At 37.9% G+C, this 21,149-nt stretch carries 16 protein-coding genes; 8 read left to right on the top strand and 8 right to left on the bottom strand.

Translation table 11 applies throughout. The features are described from left to right. Positions 1-215 precede the first annotated feature (215 nt). Positions 216-3,152, bottom strand: a complete 2,937-nt coding sequence (locus HGD76_RS13355) for a PAS domain S-box protein (RefSeq protein ID WP_407644781.1) — start codon at positions 3,150-3,152, stop codon at positions 216-218. Positions 3,153-3,748: 596 nt separating this feature from the next. Then, positions 3,749-5,257: a pyruvate kinase gene (locus HGD76_RS13350; RefSeq protein WP_210967636.1), complete on the bottom strand. Its 1,509-nt coding sequence runs from the start codon at positions 5,255-5,257 to the stop codon at positions 3,749-3,751. Positions 5,258-5,280: 23 nt separating this feature from the next. Between HGD76_RS13350 and HGD76_RS13345 the strand changes: the two genes are divergently transcribed. Continuing rightward, positions 5,281-5,472: a hypothetical protein gene (locus HGD76_RS13345; RefSeq protein ID WP_168694549.1), complete on the top strand. Its 192-nt coding sequence runs from the start codon at positions 5,281-5,283 to the stop codon at positions 5,470-5,472. Here the strand turns inward: HGD76_RS13345 and ppsA are convergent. After that, a complete protein-coding gene (ppsA, locus tag HGD76_RS13340) occupies positions 5,440-7,875 on the bottom strand; it encodes a phosphoenolpyruvate synthase (RefSeq protein ID WP_168696079.1) in 2,436 nt (811 codons plus the stop codon). The two genes, HGD76_RS13345 and ppsA, sit on opposite strands and share 33 nt — an antisense overlap. A 602-nt stretch (positions 7,876-8,477) precedes the next feature. After that, positions 8,478-8,645, bottom strand: coding sequence for a hypothetical protein (locus HGD76_RS13335; protein ID WP_210967635.1), 168 nt, complete (start codon positions 8,643-8,645; stop codon positions 8,478-8,480). Between the two features lie 131 nt (positions 8,646-8,776). On the opposite strand from HGD76_RS13335, the gene HGD76_RS13330 reads away from it, so the two are divergent. Then, positions 8,777-9,388 (top strand): hypothetical protein, encoded by a 612-nt coding sequence (locus HGD76_RS13330; protein ID WP_168696078.1) that lies wholly within the window; start codon positions 8,777-8,779, stop codon positions 9,386-9,388. Between the two features lie 74 nt (positions 9,389-9,462). Here HGD76_RS13330 and ileS read toward each other — a convergent pair whose 3' ends face one another. After that, positions 9,463-12,381 (bottom strand): isoleucine--tRNA ligase, encoded by a 2,919-nt coding sequence (gene ileS / locus HGD76_RS13325; RefSeq protein WP_168696077.1) that lies wholly within the window; start codon positions 12,379-12,381, stop codon positions 9,463-9,465. Positions 12,382-12,536: 155 nt separating this feature from the next. Here ileS and HGD76_RS13320 point away from each other — a divergent pair, with 155 nt between their 5' ends. The 3 genes from HGD76_RS13320 to HGD76_RS13310 are packed head-to-tail and all read left to right on the top strand — an operon-like array spanning position 12,537 to position 13,396. Further along, on the top strand, positions 12,537-12,788 hold the full coding sequence (locus HGD76_RS13320; protein WP_168696076.1) for a hypothetical protein: 252 nt from the start codon (positions 12,537-12,539) through the stop codon (positions 12,786-12,788). Beyond that, positions 12,778-13,155 carry a type II toxin-antitoxin system RelE/ParE family toxin gene (locus HGD76_RS13315; protein ID WP_168696075.1) on the top strand — a complete coding sequence of 126 codons (378 nt, stop codon included), beginning with the start codon at positions 12,778-12,780 and terminating at the stop codon, positions 13,153-13,155. The genes HGD76_RS13320 and HGD76_RS13315 overlap by 11 nt, the downstream gene beginning before the upstream one ends. Then, positions 13,148-13,396, top strand: coding sequence for a DUF4926 domain-containing protein (locus HGD76_RS13310; RefSeq protein ID WP_168696074.1), 249 nt, complete (start codon positions 13,148-13,150; stop codon positions 13,394-13,396). Before HGD76_RS13315 ends, HGD76_RS13310 begins: the two co-directional genes overlap by 8 nt. A 193-nt stretch (positions 13,397-13,589) precedes the next feature. Here HGD76_RS13310 and HGD76_RS13305 read toward each other — a convergent pair whose 3' ends face one another. Further along, on the bottom strand, positions 13,590-14,624 hold the full coding sequence (locus HGD76_RS13305; protein ID WP_168696073.1) for a reverse transcriptase domain-containing protein: 1,035 nt from the start codon (positions 14,622-14,624) through the stop codon (positions 13,590-13,592). Between the two features lie 196 nt (positions 14,625-14,820). Between HGD76_RS13305 and HGD76_RS13300 the strand changes: the two genes are divergently transcribed. After that, complete coding sequence (locus HGD76_RS13300; RefSeq protein WP_168696072.1) at positions 14,821-15,051, top strand: hypothetical protein; 231 nt, start codon at positions 14,821-14,823, stop codon at positions 15,049-15,051. Next, entirely contained in the window at positions 15,044-15,184 is a 141-nt protein-coding gene (locus HGD76_RS13295; RefSeq protein WP_233466875.1) for a type II toxin-antitoxin system PemK/MazF family toxin, read from the top strand. Before HGD76_RS13300 ends, HGD76_RS13295 begins: the two co-directional genes overlap by 8 nt. Positions 15,185-15,244: 60 nt before the next feature. Here HGD76_RS13295 and HGD76_RS13290 read toward each other — a convergent pair whose 3' ends face one another. Beyond that, complete coding sequence (locus tag HGD76_RS13290) at positions 15,245-15,472, bottom strand: hypothetical protein (protein WP_168696071.1); 228 nt, start codon at positions 15,470-15,472, stop codon at positions 15,245-15,247. Between the two features lie 178 nt (positions 15,473-15,650). Continuing rightward, on the bottom strand, positions 15,651-17,012 hold the full coding sequence (locus tag HGD76_RS13285) for an NAD(P)/FAD-dependent oxidoreductase (protein ID WP_015079879.1): 1,362 nt from the start codon (positions 17,010-17,012) through the stop codon (positions 15,651-15,653). Positions 17,013-17,375: 363 nt separating this feature from the next. On the opposite strand from HGD76_RS13285, the gene HGD76_RS13280 reads away from it, so the two are divergent. Continuing rightward, entirely contained in the window at positions 17,376-19,775 is a 2,400-nt protein-coding gene (locus HGD76_RS13280) for a GH116 family glycosyl hydrolase (protein ID WP_168696070.1), read from the top strand. Positions 19,776-21,149 lie beyond the last annotated feature (1,374 nt).

The raw sequence follows: 21,149 nt of genomic DNA, 5'->3' as shown, positions 1-21,149 counted from the left end.
AGATGAGCTAATCTCTTTGATTTATAGCTCCATTTTACTATGTCTATAATTTCGTTTTTTACTTTAATTGATTAGTCTAACTTATAATTATTTCTTGAATATCTCCTTTCGCTTATTCATTGACCTCTCCAGGTGGTGTGCATTCTTATTGCTTCTTATTGAGAATAGATTTTGATGACATTTTTGGTGATTTACTGTTTCTCAAATGCCTTTTTTCACTTTATCTGTTTGTTTTGATGCTCCCTTTGATTTTCATCTCCGTAATTTCCCTCTGTAACATTTTGGGGTGCGGAATGTGGGTTGTAAGTATTGATTGCTTCCACGCCGTTTTTAGCGGTAAGAACTTGATAATTGTAGGCTTCTAAAATGGTTGTTGTAACTTCCCGGATATGGGCTTCATCATCTACTACTAAAATTAGTTCTCCCTGTCCTTGAGATATTTCTTGATGATCGGATTCTAAAGGGGAAACTTCTTGGTTAACTGATGGTGAAAATATCTGAAATACGCTACCAAGTCCAATTTGACTTTCAACATTAATAAACCCCTTATGACTTTTAATAATTCCTAATACTGTTGATAGTCCTAATCCTGTGCCTTTACCAAAATCCTTAGTGGTAAAAAATGGCTCAAATATTCTTTCTAATATTTCCGGTGACATTCCCGTCCCCGTATCTCTAACCGTAATCACAATATAATTCCCAACTGTAGCATGATGATTTATCTGGATCATCTCTTCATCAAGATACAAATTTTCTGTAGAAACAGAGAGACATCCACCGTCAGGCATAGCATCAGCAGCATTAACCACTAAGTTTATTAATACTTGATGCAGTTGGGTTTTATCCGCAAGCACTGTCCATAATTTAGGGTGAATATGCTTAGAAAATGTGATGGATTTGGAAAATGTTTGACTGACCAAGTAGATAATATCGCTGATCAAATCATTAATCTGCACAATCGTCTGTTTGCCTTCAACACCTTTGGCGAAGGATAACAATTGTTTGACTAGTTCTGCACCATGTTTCGCATTATTTTCAATAATTGTCAGCATTTGCTGACGACGATCTTTATGTTTTTCTTCAGATAATCTACTACTTTTGAGTAATTGAGCAGATGCTAAAATTGGTGTTAAGATATTATTGATATCGTGGGCAATGCCTCCAGCTAAAGTTCCAATACTTTCCATTCTTTGAGCGCGTAAAGATTGCTCTTCTCGTTGTTTATTTTTTGTAATATCAGTATCTACTGTGAGAATAGATTTAGGTTGTCCATCAGTATCTAACATCAATGTCCAGCGACTTTGAACAATAATTAGTTGGTTTGATTGTGTGCGTTTGCGTAACTCACCCTCCCAACTTCCCGATGTAACTACAGTTTTTAGGGCGATTATCTCTTGTTCATGGGAAGTTGAATCGTAAAAAATATCCTTGGGATTCTTACCTAAAACTTCCTGACGTTCCCAACCATATATCCTCTCTGCCCCCTGATTCCAAAAGACGATTTGGGCTTGAAAATCTCGGACAAAAATTGCATCAGTCGCAATATCTAATAGGGCAGCTTGTTCATATATTTGCCGTTGCGTTTGTTTACGTTCAGAAATGTCTCTAGTTGTGCCAATCATGCGGATTGGCCGATCATTTTCGTTACAGTAAACTTTTCCTCTAGAACTCAACCAATGTAGGATACCATCACAATCCACTATCCGATGTTCACAGACAAAATCAACTTTTTTCTCCAGGGAATGACTGACACAGTTTTGAAAATGCTGACGGTCTTCAGGATAGATTAAATTGAGAAAGTCTTCAATACTAGGACAGGAACTATTGAGAGGTAAACCATACATTAAACCCATGGTAGGAGACCAGAGAGTTTCATTGGTTTGGATATGCCAATCCCAGATCCCAATATTACCTGCTTCTAGTGCTAAGGTGAGTCGGGCTTCACTTTCTTGTAAGGACGCTTGAATATGTTGCCGTTCAATGATTTCTTCTTGCAATCGCTTATTGGCAATCACTAATTCTGCCGTGCGTTCTTTTACCCGAACTTCCAAGACATCGCTATCTTGACGGAGTGCTGCTTCTAATTTTCTCCTGTCGCTAATATCAGATATTGACCATAAACAACCAGTCCGTTTACCCTCATTATCAACCATAGAATTTACTCTCACACTAGCAGAAAAGAGTAAACCTTTACGGGACTGGAAATTCATTTCCCATTCCTGTAATTCATGCAATTTTTTTAACCGGGATACAAATTGAGAACGATCTTCTTCAGCAATAAAAACTACTAATGGTTTGCCCACAAGATGATCTTGACGGACAGATAGTAAGGATGCTGCCCCATGATTAGCTTGCTGAATTATTCCTAAAGTATCAGTTACTAAATAACCATTAGGTGCAAATTCAAATAAATTTTGATAACGCTGTCGTTCTGCTTCAGTAATTTGCCGAGAATAGATTAGTTGTTCATTTTGTTGACGTAGTTCTTCTTCGGCAATTTGCAGTTCTTCTAAAGTTTCTTGCAGTTCTCGATTAATTTGTAAATTCTCGTCAACTTGTTTTTTTGCCCATGCTTGTAAATGATTATGAGTTTGCTTACGGATTACTTCCAGTTGTTCATTAATTGGTATGTGTTCTGTCTTCAAATCTAGCAAATTTTCCTGCAATGCCTCAACCACACCAATCATTTTTTCTATATTTAAGGCTTGCAGCAAGTTTGCTTCAGTGACAATACCGATTAAGTTGTCTTGATCATCTACTATTGGTAAATACTGAATAGAATGCTGCTGTAAAAGTGCAAACACTGTCAAAATATGCTCAGATGCTGAATATTTGAGAGTAATTAGCGGCTGAGTCATCACGTCTGCCATTTTTACCGCTGATAGGTCGGTATTTAAGGTAATTACTCTCAATACATCTTTAATAGTAAATATTCCTTGTAATTGCTTTCCCTCTACTACTAAAACATAGTCGGTTACTTGATGGATCGGGTTATTAACTGTAACTTTATGATCTTGTTGTTGATTCATCAAGTTAATAGCATCCATCACACAACTATCAGGACTAATAGTTAAGGGAGAATAATGAATAATTTGATGTAAATTAGGTAAATTAATCAATTTTCGGTTAAATCTGTTAGTGAATGCGTCCATTGGTTAATCTGATTAGTAGATGATACTGTAACTAATGTCATACCGATTAAAATCTACAAATCATTAGTTAATAAATTTGATAGATATGGATAGCAAGGGTTTGGAGTGAGAAAATTTATTTCAAAAAATTACGTACAATTTAACCAAATGATTGTTGTTGGTAATATAAATATCATTTAATTGATTTTTGAGCAATTAATTAGATTGTACCCTGAATATTCTATATATGAAACTTTAATTTTGTAAACATTTCAAATAGTAAGTATTCACAATTTAAATATATAGTTTTGTAACCACATTGACAGGAGAGAACTTTGGATATATTAGAGGGTGTTTGAAAAGTTTTGAATGTATAGACTGACCCCTCTCCAAACCTCTCCCCTGCAAGGGGAGAGGCTTTGAAACCCCCCTTCCCTCGTAGGGAAGGGGGGCTGGGGGGTTAGGTTTTTGGAGATTATCGGTTTCATCTAATACTTTTCAAACAACCTCTTAGACATCTCCACAAAAGAACGTAGAGACGTTCCATGGAACATCTCTACAAGGGTTGTAAGTCACGCATATTTAATTTTCACCAGATGTCTATTTTCTATTACCAATTACCAAGAATGTAAAGCCCGTAGTTGGGGTGTTTTTTTAACTTGGTGGGCTTGCATTCTGGTGAGAACATCATCTAAAATAGCCACAGCTTCAATAATATAATCACCCTTATTGAGCATGACACATTCTGCCCGTTCTGACATGGCCGCATCAGTGATTTCTGCCCGTGACGGCATTCCATGTTTGACGAGATTTTCTAAGACTTGAGTTGCCCAAATTACGGGGATATGGGCAGCCTCACATAACCATAATATCTCCTCTTGAATTTCCGCCAGTCGTTGATAACCAATTTCCAGCGCCAAGTCTCCTCTGGCAATCATAATTCCAAAGGGTTGTTTTCCGGCAGCTTGAATAATTAATTCTGGCAAATTGCTAACGGCTAAGGGTGTTTCTATTTTGGCAACTATGGCAGGTGTGGGAGAATTTTCTGGTAATCTTACCGCTAATTCCTGTTGTAAAAGCTGAATATCTGCGGGTGTTTGCACATAGGAATAACCGATAATATTAACTTGATTAGCATGAGTGGTAATAAAATCTAAATCTTGTTGATCTTTTTCTGTTAAAGAACTCAAATGTAAGTCAGTGTCAGGAAAATTAATGCCTTTTTCTGGTAATAGTTTTTCACCTTTAAGACGGGCATGGGTAATTTTTAACCATACTCCCTCAGATGTAATTGACTCAACACAAGCACCAATCCGTCCATCATCAATCCAGACTATTGTACCAATTTTCAGTTGTTTTAATACTTCTGGAATTGTGCAACTGGCTTGAAAAAATTCAGAATCAATAGTAGTGGGTAACTCATGGGTAAGGAGGAGAGATTCACCTTTAAATATTCGTTGTTTGGGACTGGGGGTAAGAACAAATTTAATTCTGGTTTTGGGACCACTCAAATCCATAAGAATTTTACAAGAAGATTCTAATTCTAATTCTGCTTGTTTGACATTGTTAATCATGGCTAACCATTCACCGGGGGTATCATGGGCGCAATTAATTCTCACACAATTGGTCCCTTGTCGAATGATATCCCGCAGAAATTCGTAATTGGTAGCGGCTTCATTTGGCAACGTTACCATGATTCTAACTCGACGGTTATCGAGGGTGTTACCAAATAAATCTTCGGTATTTTGTTGGAGAAGGCGATCGCCCTCAAAAAATGCGTCCAAAGGTGGATGTATAATGATAGAATCATTATCTGTGCGACAAACTGCCTGTAAGGTGGCAATCACCGCATCTAAAGTTGGTAAAACCTTAGCTTCTATCCTCCCCAATGAGGACAAACCCCAAGGCATTAAAGCCGCTTGCAGTTCTCGTAAATCGTGTCTTCTCAGTGCCAAATAATAGGCAAGATTGAGACTACTATTAATAAAAGATTGTCGGTGAATTTGCTTTTTCCAGCGTTCAAATATTTCCTTGCCTTCCTGATCAACAGATTGACGAAGTTCTTGTAATGTGGTAAGTAAAAAACAAGGATCTGAGAGATCCAACTCTACATTTTTTGTTTGCATATTGGTCAGTTGTTAGTTGTTAGTTGTTAGTAGGGGCGAAGCATTTGGAAGATAAATTATCGGTCATTGCCAAAAATAGTTCTCCAAATGCTTCGCCCGTACAGTTGTCAGTTGTTAGTTGTAAAACTGTTACCAATTACCAATTACCAATTACCAATTACCAATTACCCATTACCAATTACCTATTCCCCTGTTTCTGCTTTCGCAATTTCTAACATTGTCTTAATCACAGAATCAGGGTTGAGACTAATAGAATCTATACCTTGTTCAACTAAAAAACGAGCAAATTCTGGATAATCACTGGGTGCTTGTCCACAAATACCAATTTTGCGATTATTTTGTTTAACAGTAGTTATGGCTTTTGCTATTATTCTTTTAACAGCTTCATTGCGTTCATCAAATAAATGTGCCACTAATTCAGAATCTCGATCTAATCCTAATGTTAATTGGGTTAAATCATTAGAACCAATGGAGAAACCATCAAAAACCTGACTAAATTCATCAGCTAATAAAACGTTACTTGGTAACTCGCACATAACGTAAACTTCTAAGCCATTTTCACCTTTGACTAAGCCATTTTTTGCCATTTCTGCTAATACTCGTTTTCCTTCTTCGGGAGTGCGACAAAAGGGAACCATGAGAATCATATTGGTTAAACCCATTTCTTCTCTTACCCGTTTCATAGCTTGACATTCTAATGCAAAACCTTCACGATAACGAGGATCATAATAACGAGAAGCACCACGCCAACCAATCATCGGATTTTCTTCTTTGGGTTCAAATTGTCTACCTCCTAAAAGGTTGGCATATTCATTACTTTTGAAGTCAGATAAACGGACAATTACAGGTTTGGGATAAAATGCTGCGGCAATTGTGCCGATACCTTGCGCTAATTTGGCAATAAAGAATTCGGCTTTATCTTCATATTGTGCCGTTAATTCGCTAATTTTATATTTGGCAAGTTCGTCTTCTAATTCGTCAAAATGTAATAATGCTAAAGGATGGGCTTTAATATGATTAGCAATGATAAATTCCATTCTCGCTAAACCAACACCATCATTAGGAATTGCTGTCAAACCTAAAGCTTCTTCTGGATTACCCACATTCATCATAATTTTAGTGCGGGTTCGAGGTAAATTATCTAATGGTAATTCTTGAATTTCAAAGTTTAATAAACCTGCATAAACTTGACCTGTTTCCCCTTCCGCACAACTCACAGTAATCTCTTGTCCAGTTTCTAAAACTGTAGTCGCATTTCCACAACCAACTATAGCAGGAATACCCATTTCTCTGGCAATAATTGATGCATGACAGGTTCTCCCCCCAGAGTTAGTGACAATAGCACTGGCTTTTTTCATAATCGGTTCCCAGTCGGGGTCTGTGCGGTTAGTAACTAACACTTCTCCGGCTTGAAAGAGATTAATTTCTGGTACATCTAGAATAACTCTAGCTTTACCTTGACCTATCATTTCGCCAACACTACGACCTGTTAATAAAACTTTACTTTTTTCTTGGAGTTGATAAGTCCTGAGAACGGTTTTTGATTTTTGAGATTGAACGGTTTCTGGTCTAGCTTGGACAATAAATAATTCTCCTGTTATCCCATCTTTTGCCCATTCAATATCCATTGGTGTGGCTATTCCCCGAACTTGGGAATAATGATCTTCAATGATACAAGTCCATTTTGCTAGTTGGAGGATTTCTTGATCATTGAGGGCAAATTGATGACGTTCAAGTTGAGGAACAGAAATATTTTTAGTTAATTTTGACCCACCTATATCATAAACCATTTTAATTTCTTTTGTTCCCAACCGTTTTTGGAGAATGGGTTTATATCCTTGTTTTAAAGTTGGTTTAAATACCAAATATTCATCGGGGTTAACTGCACCTTGAACGATGTTTTCACCTAAACCATAAGCAGCGGTAATTAAAGCAGCATTTTGAAAACCTGTTTCGGTGTCTATGGAAAACATCACCCCAGAAGAGGCTAAATCGGACCGAACCATTTTTTGGACACCCACTGATAATGCTACTTCAAAATGATCAAAACCTCTCATTTGTCGGTAGGAAATTGCCCTGTCTGTAAAGATAGAAGCAAAGCATTTATGGCAAGATTCTAATACGCTTTTAATGCCATGAACATTCAGGTAAGTTTCCTGTTGTCCCGCAAAACTAGCATCTGGTAAGTCTTCGGCTGTGGCACTAGAACGAACAGCCACATCAGTATCTATACTATATTCTTGACATAAACTTTGATAGGATCTAGCGATCGCTTCTTGCAATTCTAGCGGAAATGGGGTTTCTAACATTAATGATCTGGCTTGTTTGCCACATTCTTGCAAATTAGCCATATCCTCCACATCTAAATCGGCAAAAATCTTTCTCAGTTTTACTTCTAAACCAGCCCCAGTAATAAAGTATCTATAAGCATAAGCCGTAGTCGCAAATCCCGTGGGAACTTTCACACCTTGGGAACTTAGTTGTTGAATCATTTCCCCTAAGGAAGCGTTTTTACCACCTACTAGGGGAATATCTGCAATTCCCACAGCATTAAAGGGTAATACTAAAGCTTCTTGATGAATTTGGCTATTGTCTTGATTACGTTTAATTTCCAACATATTCTGAGATTCCTTAAATAGCTACTGTTATTTAATTCAGAACCCATTCTGTTTATGCACGGAGAGTTTGAGGATGTTGCGAGGATATATAGCAGGGAACGGGATTGACTACCAGATGTCTAAATGGCATCCTCCATTTAAGATTACTCTAGTTTAGAGTATAAATAAATGTATAGCTAATATAGCGAAATATTACGTAATATATTGTTCCTGTAAGTATCCTCATAATTCCCCCCTGCTTGAGAGTTAAAATCAGGGAATATACATAAGTAGGTTGGCGTTAAAAATTGTCGTTGGGGCAAGGGAACAGGGAACTCTTAACTGGGAACAGGAAGAGAGTTTTGGGCGATTTTACTTTTCTTCACATACCTTTAAATTTTTCAGTTCACCTACTTAACAAGTTTTAATTTTATTATTTAGATGCTTTTGCCTTTCCAGATACGTGTTACAGCAGTTTTAGATAGCGAACGCGAGTGCGTCTCCAAAAGAAACGCGAACTAGGAATTAAACCCACCATAAAAATAAGTCGCAGAAGGAATTCTAGCACTCGTTTTGAGTGGTTTCATCTGTAGCACGGTTGATTGCGAATGGCTGTAAATCTGCTACCGCTTTTTGAAACGCCACAGTCCTAATGGTAGTCTCAATAAAACGCTAATGGCTGTAGCTATTCCAGAGATAAACAATGTCATTGTCATCACCTGGAAAACGTCACTATTGGCACTGGTTAATAGTTCAAAAGCTTTGAAAGCTCCGTCTATGATTGTATTCACAAATTTCTTGCAAATGTGGTATGAATTATGTTATGCCTTCGCCACGCTACGCGAACGCTAGGCTGTAAAAAGTGAACGCGAAGCAATGGAACGAAACGCAATATTTTCTGAATTAGGATTGACAGGATTTTATGGCATTTAGCAATTATAAAAGTATTAGTTCAGTCATTAAAAAGTTTCAAATCAAATATGTGCAATCTAATTTTATGTTGGAAGTAGAATTTCCGGCTAAGGAATCTTTTAAGGAGGAATTAGATTTGCTATTTACAGATGGAGTTATTGATAATTCCGAAGATGCTATTTGTGAAAATCTCATTTATCCAGTATTAAAAGAAGTATGGAAACCTTACCGAAGTAAATTAACTCTTTGGAGTCATGAAGCATTAACTTATGATGAGGATTTATCAGGTATTCCTGATTATACTGTGACACAGCGAAACTCTTTAAGTACAATTGTTTTTGATAAACCTTATTTTTTGATGGTTGAAGCTAAACAAGACAAATTTGAAGAAGGTTGGAGTCAATGTTTAGCAGAAATGATTGCAGTTCAGAGGATTAATGATGATTTTGTTAGTGATGTTTTTGGAATTGTTTCTAACGGGAAAATATGGCAATTTGGAAAGTTGGTTGGTGATGTGTTTACTCGGAATAAAAATCTGTATATGATTCAAGATTTAGATAAATTATTTGCTGCGGTAAATTATATTTTCCAACAATGTGAATCAAAAATCCAAAAACTCTAATCCAGATCCCCGACTTCTTTTTTCTATTATAAACAAATTATAAATTGATGGCAGAAGTCGGGGATATTATTGTTCTAGAACTCCCCAGCTAAAGCCGGAATACAACGTTCACACAATAATGGATGTTCTGCTGATTCACCCACATGGGTGGAATAGTTCCAACAGCGATCGCATTTGTGATAAGATTTCCCTTCATCCTCATAGTCTGCGGCATTAACTACCCCAATATCCCAATTATCTTCACCTTGAACTCGCAGGGTTTTCAATCCTTTTAATGTCTCAGGAGTATCTAATAATTGGACTTCAGAAGTGAGGAACAAATATCTTAATTCATCAATTCCATTCCCGCTAACATTTAAAGGTTCAATAGCAGCGCGTAATTTTTCATCACTAAGATAAATCAATGCAATAGCTTCTAAAGAAGAACCAATTAACTTTTCTGTCCGCGCTTGTTCTAAAACCTTATTTACATCACCACGAATTCGTCGCAGTGTTTTCCAAAATTCCGCTAATTCTGCATTTTCCCATTTATCATCTACTTGCACCCAACCAGCTTGAAAAACTGATTTATATTGTGTTTCGTAGGGGATAAATTGCCAGATATCTTCCGCAGTATGACATAGAACGGGAGCAATGGCGATCGCTAAATTCTCCAAAGCAATTTGCAAAACCGTTTGACAACTCCGACGACGGAAAGCATCAGTTGAACTGATATATAATCTATCTTTCGCAACATCTAAATAAAAGTTCGACAAATCCACAACGCAGAAATTCTGCACAGTTTGGAAAAAGCGGAAAAACTGGAAACTATCAAAAGCGTCCGTCACCTCATTAAACACCTCACGAATGCGGTGCAGCATATATTTATCCAGATCGGGTAAATCATCAAAAGCTACAGCATCTTTGAGAGGATCAAAATCATGCAAACTCCCCAATAAAAACCGCGCTGTGTTGCGAATCTTATTTCTGACATCAGCTAATTGCTTGATGATGTTACCACCCAACCGCACATCACCAGAATAATCAACCGAAGAAACCCACAACCGCAAAACATCCGCACCATAAGCAGGTTGTTGTTTTTGATTAGTCCCACCTTGAATCATCAATTGAGGGTCTACCACATTCCCCACAGATTTGCTCATTTTTCGTCCATTTTCATCCAAGACGAAACCATGAGTTAACACAGTTTTATAAGGTGCAATGCCATTAACCGCGACACTGGTTAACAAAGAAGATTGAAACCAACCTCGATGTTGGTCAGAACCTTCCAAATACGTATCAGCAGGATAGCATAACTCCGGTCTTTGCTTGGCCACAGCCGCCCAAGATGAACCAGAATCAAACCAAACATCCATTGTATCTGTACCCCGGCGGTAAGTCTTGCCATTATTGCGGTATGTTTCCGGTAACAACTCCTCAACCGACAACTCCCACCAAGCATCAGAACCCTTTTCGGCAATGATAGCTTGAACGTGGTTAATCGTGTCCGCATTCAGCAAAACTTCCCCATTTGCTTCATCATAAAACACCGGAATCGGCACGCCCCAAGAACGCTGACGAGAAATACACCAATCGGATCTTTCTGCTATCATCGGCGTGATGCGGTTTTCACCTTGTGCCGGAATCCAACGCACAGATGAAATAGCCCTTAAAGCCTCATCCCGAAAACCAGCCACAGAAGCAAACCATTGTTCAGTAGCGCGGAAAATCGTCGGCTTTTTCGTTCTCCAATCATAAGGATACTTGTGAGGATAAGCCTCCTCCTTCAACAGAGAACCCGCTTCACTCAAAGCGTCAATAATCGCTTGATTCCCCTCACCCAAAACATTCAAGCCAGAAAACTTACCAGCTTCATCCGTAAAATTACCACTATCATCAACAGGGGCAAGAATCGGCAAACCGTAACGCTGACCAACAATATAGTCCTCTTGACCATGACCAGGAGCAGTATGCACCAACCCAGTCCCCGACTCAGTAGTGATATAATCACCACCAACAACCACCGGACTTTCACGGTCAAAAAGCGGATGACGGTAAGTAGTATGTTCCAAATCCTTCCCTGCGAACTTGGCTTTCACCGTTAACTCACAATCCAAAACCTCTCCCAAGCGTTCCACCAACTCAGCCGCAACAATCAGATATCTGCATTCCCTTTGCGCCTTTGCTCCTTGTGCGTCTTTGCGCGAAACCTCCACAACCGCATATTCCAACGCACCATTCACAGCCACAGCCAAATTACCGGGAATAGTCCAAGGAGTAGTAGTCCACACAGCCACACCCAAATCAGGCAAGAAGCCATCTAAACTAGCTTTTAACCCTTCCGCAACCTTCACCACCCGAAAAGCGGCGTAAATACTACGAGAAATGTGACCTTCAGGATATTCTAACTCTGCTTCTGCTAAAGCGGTTTTAGAACTAGGACTCCAATGCACAGGCTTTAAACCGCGATAAATATAACCTTTGAGGAACATTTCCCCAAATACGCCAATTTGCGCGGCTTCGTATTCTGGTTTTAAGGTTAAATAAGGATTTTCCCAATCACCCCAAATCCCATAGCGTTTAAAGCTTTCTCGTTGTTCGTCCACCGTCTTCAGTGCGAACTCTTTAGCTTTTTGACGTAATTGCAAAGGTGTGAGATTTTGCCGTTCTGCCTGTTTCATATTTTGCAGAACTTTCAACTCAATGGGCAATCCGTGACAATCCCATCCTGGAACGTAGCGAATCTTACGACCTTTTAGCAATTGGTAGCGGTTAATAATATCTTTGAGAATCTTATTTAAAGCATGACCAATATGCAACTGGCCGTTAGCATAGGGAGGACCATCGTGCAGTATAAATAATTCGCCGGGGTTGTTTTCAGCCAGTTGAGAATAAATGTTGTTTTCTTCCCAGAATTTTTGGATTTCGGGTTCGCGCTTGATTGCGTTTGCCCGCATATCGAAGTTAGTCTTGGGTAAGTTGACGGTATCTTTGTATTTTCCAGTTTCGGTCACAGTTTCATGCCTAAATGTAGGTGTGCAGGTTATCCGATCAATTATAAGTCGTCGGTTGGGTTGAGGAACGAAACCCAACAGCAGTTATGAGTATTTTGGGGTTAATTTTTTGTTTTTGCAGGTTTACAATATATAAAGTCACCCACAATAGACTTATGACACTAACCCTCAGCTTACCACCAGAATTAGAACAGTATTTAATACAGGAAGCACAACAACAAGGTCTTTCTGTGGAAACTTATACAGTGCAACTTATTAAAAAATCTATTTTCCAATTGGAGAAAAATTCATTTGAAGAAACACCCACAGAAATTGTAATTGAAGGTATTCATCAAGGAATAAAAGAAGCATTAAGTGGACAAACTATACCTCTTTCACAAATGTGGGAAGGAATAGATGCAGAATAATAATGAACCACTACTAATTGAAATTGCTCTTACTCCTCGTTTTCAAAGAGATTTGCGAGAACTGGCTAAACGCTATCGTTCCATTCGTAGTGATATTCAACCTTTAATTAATCAACTACAAGCAGGTGAAGTTCCTGGAGATAGAATTGCGGGAATTAAATATCAAGTTTTCAAAGTTCGTATTAAAAATAGTAACATTCAAAAAGGAAAAAGTGGAGGATATAGGGTGATTTATTATCTAAAAACTGCTCAAGGAATTATACTCACTACAATTTATTCTAAATCTGATCTGACAGATGTGAGTAATGAAATAATTGAACAAGCAATAGCTCAATATGAAGAAGAAAATACAATTCCAGATGACTAAAAGTATGCCCCAATTACTAGACGTAGTAGCACTCACAGTTGATTTACCTGAATATAACTTATTGCGTGGTCAGGTTGGTACAATAGTTGAATTATTAGCTGATGGTGCTGCGTTTGAAGTAGAATTTAGCGATACTAATGGACAAACTTATGAATCTGTTGGGTTGCGTCCAGAGCAAATTATGGTGTTACATTTTGAGCCGACATCACCTAATTTTGTGCCGGAAATGGTTACAGCATAAGCAAATGTAGGTTGGGTTGAGGAACGAAACCCAACACAACTTATTGGTATTTTAGATTTAATGTTGGGTTTCACTTCGTTCTATACCCTATCCATCTTGAAAACTTGAGTTTTCGCCTTAGAAAAAACTATAGGTTTCAACTTAGACGGGGTTTACCCAACCTACGGCAATCAAATATTATTCAGTAATAGATTTAGAACTGACCATCATAGCTGAAAGGTTTACCATAATAATTTGTGTCTTTCTTCTTTTGCGTAGAATCAGACTGAATATCTAAGTTGTCAATATTTTTAGTAACACGACGCAGTTGTTTTTTTCTCCCTCTATCTAACTGTCTAAGTTGAGACTTAACAATACAAGGATAACCTTTAAGAACTTGAAAGCCATTACTCCAACAAAATCCAGAGTTTTCCTTATTTGAAGAATTGATACTAACACGCCCTACAGACATATAGATTAATCTTTTGTGAAGTCTGTAGCGTATTTGATGTTTAGATTTTCTGACATGAGTATTAGTAGCAGTATTTGAATTATGTTTAGAATTGATAACCTTTAAAATTTGATTAGCTTCTTCAACTTGTTTTTTCAGTTCTTTTTCAATAGAAGATGGACGAATTCTAATCAAACCATCATAACGTACTTGATAACCGACAAAAGCAATCCAAGGCACTGCTGCATTTTCTTGTTTATTTGCCCAATAATAAGGAAGTTTTGATTTAAACTTTCCGCTCCAGTATTTTTTACTATAAGTAGTTACTTTCTGCGGTTCATGAATTGGCAGTTTTAACAATTTCAAAGCTTCCTGATATCTGTTGAAAGAATTTTCACAGCTTTCTTTATCAGGATGAACAACTATCATATCATCACAATAACGAGCATAAAATAAATTTTTTTGCTCTAGTTCATGATTGAGAATTTGCTGATCTGCATTATCTAACATTAAATTTGCAATAATACATGAAATAGCCCCACCTTGTGGAATGCCGATAAATTCATTAAGAGGATTATCCCAAAACTGCTTTAAATCTTGGTCAATTTTCTTTAAATGTCCTTGTTTATCGTTTGATTGAAACTCTTTATTAGCAGCAGGAATAGCTACCTTCGTAAACGAATAAGATTGCAAATACAATTCAAAAATCTCAACTGACCTATTATCAACTACTTGACCATCACTTTCTAAACGTCTTCGAGCTTGATTAAAAGATAGACGTGCCTGATCATGATGCACACAGTCAAAAAAACTTAAAGTTGTGTTTTATAATCTTGATTTTATCCCGTAGGTTGGGTTGACGCAAGGAAACCCAACATTAATTATAATATTCTGGTGGATGGTGTTGGGTTTCGTTCCTCTACCCAACCTACGAAGGTTGCAGAATCAGTATATCTTACTTTAAAATAGAAACTACTTACAATTGCCACAAATTATGATCAACCCCCAAATTTTAGAAGCTATTAAACAAATGCCTAATGTCCAAAGACTAGAGATAATAGAATTTGCCTTAAAACTCATGCGTGAAGAAATGCAAAATCCTCAAAAACTGAGCTTAACTGCTGCTGCGGAAATGATGCGTTCTTATTATGAAACAGAAAGCAGTTTAACAGAATTTGTTGATACTTGTAATGAAGATTTTTATGAGTACCAAGATTATGCGTAGAGGTGAAATCTGGCTGTATAATGCTGATCCCACAGTAGGGGATGAAATTAGCAAAACCCGACCTTGTATCATTGTTAATAATGATGATATAGGTACTTTACGCTTAAAGGTTATTGTACCTATTACCGGATAGAACGAAGTTTTTGCACAAGTACCTTGGATGATACGTATTGAAACAACAGCAGAGAATAATTTAAGCAAATAATAATCTTTGTTCTGCAATCTCATGTTCGAGGTTTTGTAAAAGTATAGTTTCTTCAGCATTCGCAATACCAGCAAATTGCATAAAATCTATAGTTTTTGGATGCAGTAGTTGTTGACGCTGTGCTAATTGTTGGAAAATCAGTTGAGCAATTTCATTCTGTTCATCTTCAGGTAGCCGGGAGACGACAGCATAAGCTTGTTGTAAGAGATTAGTCATAGATTTTTGTCGCCATTATCAAAAGTTTTGGTAAATTGATAAAACTAGATTTATCATAGCACAAATATAGCAATTTTCACAATTAAAACCGCCACCTCACACTAATTGAATTCAGTGTTGAGAGGAATGGCGGATTTGCAGATGGAATTTGATGCCGTGGTACTACAAACCACAAATTCTAGAGTTTGGCTGGTTGCTTCTTTTCTGTAGTCTGGGAATGACTGCTATTATTAACAGTTTCTGTTGCCAAAAAAGCTTCTTTCCCTGTAATTAATCGAGAGCGACGATTGCGAGTAATATAATTCCAAGCCCATTGAATTACTATCACTAATTTAGTGTCAAACTCAATTAAGAAGTAGATGTGAATTACTAGCCAAAATATCCAAGCAATGAAACCTGTGAGTTTAATGAAACCTAAATCTACAACGGCTAAATTTTGCCCAATCATTGCCAAACTACCCACATCATTGTATTTGAATTCTGGCAAAGTATGACCTTGAAGCCGGCGTTTAATGAGTTTACCTACATACTCTCCTTCTTGCTTGGCTACGGGGGCAACACCGGGTAAGGGTTTACCATTTTGATGGGAGAAATTAGCTAAGTCTCCAATTACGAAAATGTTTTTATAATCCTTGATAGTCAAGTCAGGTTCGACAATTACTCTGGCAGAGAAATCGCACTCTACATCTGTCCGTTCAGCGAGGATTGTCCCCAAAGCTGAACCTTGCACACCGGCTGCCCACAAGATAGTTCTTGAGGGAATTTCTGTCAATTCACCGTTTTGCTTGAAAGTAACAATGTCATTTTCAATATTTGTGACTCTGGTTTGAGTGTGAATAACCACACCCAACTTTTGTAAAGATTCTATTGCTACTTTTGATAATTCTGGGGCAATGTGTGGGAGAATGCGATCGCCCCCTTGCAATAGTAAAATTTTCGTTTCTGAAGTGTCAATGTTGCGGAAATCTTCTTTGAGGGTTTGGTATGCTAATTCAGCGATCGCACCGGACAATTCTACACCAGTTGGACCACCGCCCACAATCACAAAAGTTAACAAAGCCCGACGTTTTACCGGATCACTTTCTTTTTCTGCGGCTTCAAATGCTGAAAATATCCGCCGACGCATTTCTATGGCATCTTCCACAGTTTTCAAACCAGGAGCAAATTCTTTCCAATTATCCTTACCAAAATAGGAATGGTTTGCACCGGTGGCCAGAATTAATGTATCATAAGGGACTATTTCATCACCCAAAATAACTTGTTGCGCTTTGGGATTAATATCACTTACTTCTCCCAACAACACTTTTGTATTTTTGCTTTTGCTGAATACAGATCGCAATGGTGCGGAAATATCAGAAGGTGATAGTGTACCTGTGGCAACTTGATATAAAAGCGGCTGAAATAAATGAAAATTCCGTTTATCAATGAGAGTAACATTTACTTTTGCCTTAGCAAGAGCCTTTGCTGCATACAATCCACCAAAGCCACCACCAACGATAACAACTTCATGTGGTGCATTCTTCTCACGGGGAACAACCATAAACAATATTTCCTTTTGTTAAGAGTCATGTAACCTTTCTTAACAAATATGTAACAATATTATAATATATTTTGCCGTCTATTTGGAACGCTTGAAAAAATACTAAAAGTAGTCAAAGTTACTATTAAAATTGTCTAAAATTCCAGCAATGAAAATAGGACTTACGCAAGTGTCACACTAAAAATCTGTTGTAGGGTGCCTCAGATATCAACAATCTGTTTATTTGCAGGATTTATGCAGTCTGCCGCACCCTACCAATGTGCCAGTTACGTAAGTCCTGGAAAATATAGTCCTCACCCATGACTTGAGAAAAATCACACATCGCGCTAGTCTTCATTAGCGTCAACCTGTGAAACTCAAACCATGACAAACCACCCACAAATTCCCCCCTGTACCTGGAAACGTCCCATTGGCTTAGGCTGGGATAAACCCTACACCGTCCGTTATCCTAGTAATATTGACGATGGTCCCTGGCACGGAATGCCTCTTGGTGGCTTTGGTGCAGGGTGTATAGGACGTTCTTCACGGGGAGACTTTAACCTGTGGCACATTGACGGGGGAGAACATACTTTCAAAACCGTTCCCGCTTGTCAATTTAGTATTTTTGAATCGGGACAAGCTTACGCATTATCTACCCAACCTCCAGAAGATCATACACTGCAATCTTGGCAATGGTATCCACCTTCTCCCCTCTCTGTGGACGGGTTGGGGTCAGGTACATATCATGCACTTTATCCCCGCAGTTGGTTTGTTTATGAAAATGTTTTGAAAACTCAATTAACTTGTGAGCAATTTTCGCCAATTTGGGCAGATAATTATCAAGAAGCAAGTTATCCGGTTGCGGTTTTTTTGTGGAAAGCGCACAACCCTACAAATGCACCAATTACTATTAGCATTATGCTAACTTGGGAAAATATGGTGGGTTGGTTTACCAATACTTTGAAATCTCCCGAAGTTAGAGTTAGAGATGATGGTAGTCCAGTTTATGAATATCTACCACGTTGGGGAGAAAGTCAAGGAAATTATAATTGTTTAGCAGAAGATCATCAATATTTTGGTTGCGTTTTAGGTCAAGTTTCTAATAGCCGAACTGTTCAAGAAGGAGATGGAACTTGGTGTATTGCGACTACTAAAAACCCCCAAGTGGAAATATTTCATCATTCCCGATTTAATCCTGTGGGTAATGGTGAAGATATTTGGCAAAGTTTCTCTGCAAATGGTTCTTTACCTAATTATCTAGATGAAACTCCCGCAGATGAAAATACTCGTTTAGGTGCAGCAATTGCGGTGCGTTTTACTTTGCAACCTGGGGAAAGTTTGGACGTTCCTTTTGTATTAAGTTGGGATTTCCCCGTTACGGAATTTGCAGCGGGGGTGAACTATTACCGCAGATATACAGACTTTTTTGGTTGTAATGGTGAGAATGCTTGGCAGATTGCCACTACTGCTCTTAAAGAATATCAGAATTGGCGATCGCTCATCGAAAATTGGCAAACCCCCATTTTAGAAAAATCAGATTTACCTGACTGGTTCAAAATGGCTTTATTCAACGAACTCTACGATTTAACCAGCGGGGGAACTCTCTGGAGTGCCGCCTCGGAAATTGATCCCGTTGGTCAATTCGCTGTGTTAGAATGTTTAGATTACCGTTGGTACGAAAGTCTAGATGTGCGGTTATACGGTTCTTTTGGATTATTGATGTTATTCCCAGAATTGGAAAAGTCCGTAATTCGCGCCTTTGCTAGAGCAATTCCCCAAAGTGATGACAGAACTAGAATTATCGGTTATTATCTGACTATCAAATCGGAGAGTCCTAACGCAGTTCGGAAAATTGCCGGTGCAACACCCCACGATTTAGGCGCACCCAATGAACACGTTTGGGAAAAAACCAATTATACTAGTTATCAAGATTGCAATCTGTGGAAAGATTTAGGTTGTGATTTTGTCTTGCAGGTATATCGAGATTTTCTGTTTACCGGTGCAAATGATCTTCAGTTTTTAGCAGATTGTTGGGATGCTATTGTCCAAACTCTCGATTATGTGAAAACTTTTGATCTCGATGGTGACAGTATACCAGAAAATTCTGGCGCTCCTGACCAAACTTTTGATGATTGGCGTTTACAAGGTGTGAGTGCTTATTGTGGTGGTTTGTGGTTAGCTGCTTTGGAAGCTGCTATTGCTATTTCTAAGATTTTAACGAACCGCAGAGGCGCAGAGGACGCAGAGGTGGAGGTGCAAGGGTCTATTTATCAAGGTTGGTTAAGTCAATCGAAGCCAATTTATCAGGAGAAGCTTTGGAATGGTGAGTATTACCGTTTGGATAGTGACAGTGGTTCTGATGTAGTTATGGCTGACCAATTGTGTGGGCAATTCTACGCTCGTTTATTGAGTTTACCAGATATTGTTCCCAGCGATCGCGCTTTGTCTGCCTTAACAAAAGTATATGATTCCTGTTTTCTCAAGTTTCAAAATGGTGAATTTGGCGCTGCTAATGGTGTTCTTCCCAATGGTTTACCCGAAAATCCCAATTCTACTCATCCTTTGGAAGTTTGGACGGGAATCAATTTTGGTCTAGCAGCTTTCCTGGTGCAAATGAACATGAAAAATGAGGCAATGCGGTTAACTGAGGCTGTGGTGAGGCAAATTTACGACAATGGTTTGCAATTTCGCACCCCGGAAGCAATCACCGCTAATGGCACTTTCCGCGCTAGTACCTATCTCCGCGCTATGGCTATTTGGGGAATCTATTTGCTAGTTCGTTAAATTTAATACTTTTCACATCCCCGACTTCTTTGAGAAGTCGGGGATCTTTATTTTCCGGTTATTTCCGGAATTGGGCGAAAAAATCAGTAATGGTTAAGAGTTGAGGAATTTAAATCTGAAAACCAATGCTTTCAAAGATACCTCTATCAATCATCAGTAATTAGATTTTGCAGAGGCTTGTTATAAAACAACACTTTTAAACGGTGATCGGCAAAAGTAACTTTTTTAGCTAAGTTACAACAAAATAACTACCAATTCCCCCACTTCATTTAGGGTTATGGGACATAAAAAGATTGCGATTAATCACCCAAAAAATCCTCGAATCTAGTTGGGAAAAGATGAGAGTTTTTCAGTAGACCTTAAATTTAGTAATATGAGTAGATGCAGGATAGTTGAATAAAGCAAGGACAGCAGGAGCTTTATCAATCTATGATGTCAGGTTAGTCAGGTTCAAATGCACTTAGTGTTTACGACTCCTAATTTAGCTGATAAGTTCCCAGCTAGTTGTAATAGAGTCAAAATTTCGATCTAGCGAACTGCTTGTGAAAATTGCCCAACTTGTTTAAAAACTTAAACAGCTTGGGAGTTACACTATAACCTCCTCATTCTGATCTGTCAAGCAACTACCGGATAAATTTCTGGGCAAGTTATTGAGAAAATCTCAGTTAATAATTCGCTCTCAAAGCTGAATAGTAGCGTTTGAGACCCGGAAATTTGAGCAAATTTGATTTGTTAAGAATTACTTAGCCATACGGACTTGATCTTTATTTTCTACCTAAGTATCGGCTTTGACAAGAATAATCTGCGGCAATTGACCATAAATAATGATGGTTCTTCTTACCGAATCAGTTTAATGAATATTACTGTAATCTTACTTATATTAATAAATTGCATACATATAATTACCAACCTAGTTATTTAATTAAATGCTAATTTTCCCTAATAAACAAATAGCTTTTACTAAACAAATAAGATAATAGTGAAAGGTTCATGGTGATCCAGTTTTTGCTGTCCAGATATAGCTACAGGTATTTTTTTATATAAAAGCAAACATATTGGTAATTTAGATTAATATCGAAACCCAGAGTATTAACGATAAACAATACTGTTAATTATGGAATTATTTTGTAATTAATATTTATTTTTATTGTCGTCAGAATTTTAGGACTTAAAGCTTTAGAGTGCCTACAAAGCAATGATTCTCATTAAAGTAATTATTATATAAAAATTAAATTTGTGGTAATTAAAGTTCATTTGTTTTTGAGCTATAGTTGCGACGACTATCTATATGCTACGGAGCATAGACAAAGGTGATTCGTAGTTTTTTTGCTTTGTATAACGATGATAACATCTGCCCTGGAGATTAAAGTGGGG

Origin of the sequence: Dolichospermum flos-aquae CCAP 1403/13F (assembly GCF_012516395.1) — a bacterium.
Lineage (GTDB): Bacteria > Cyanobacteriota > Cyanobacteriia > Cyanobacteriales > Nostocaceae > Dolichospermum > Dolichospermum lemmermannii.
Note: the sequence above shows the minus strand (reverse complement) of the source record. Positions and strands in the feature narration are given on the sequence as shown.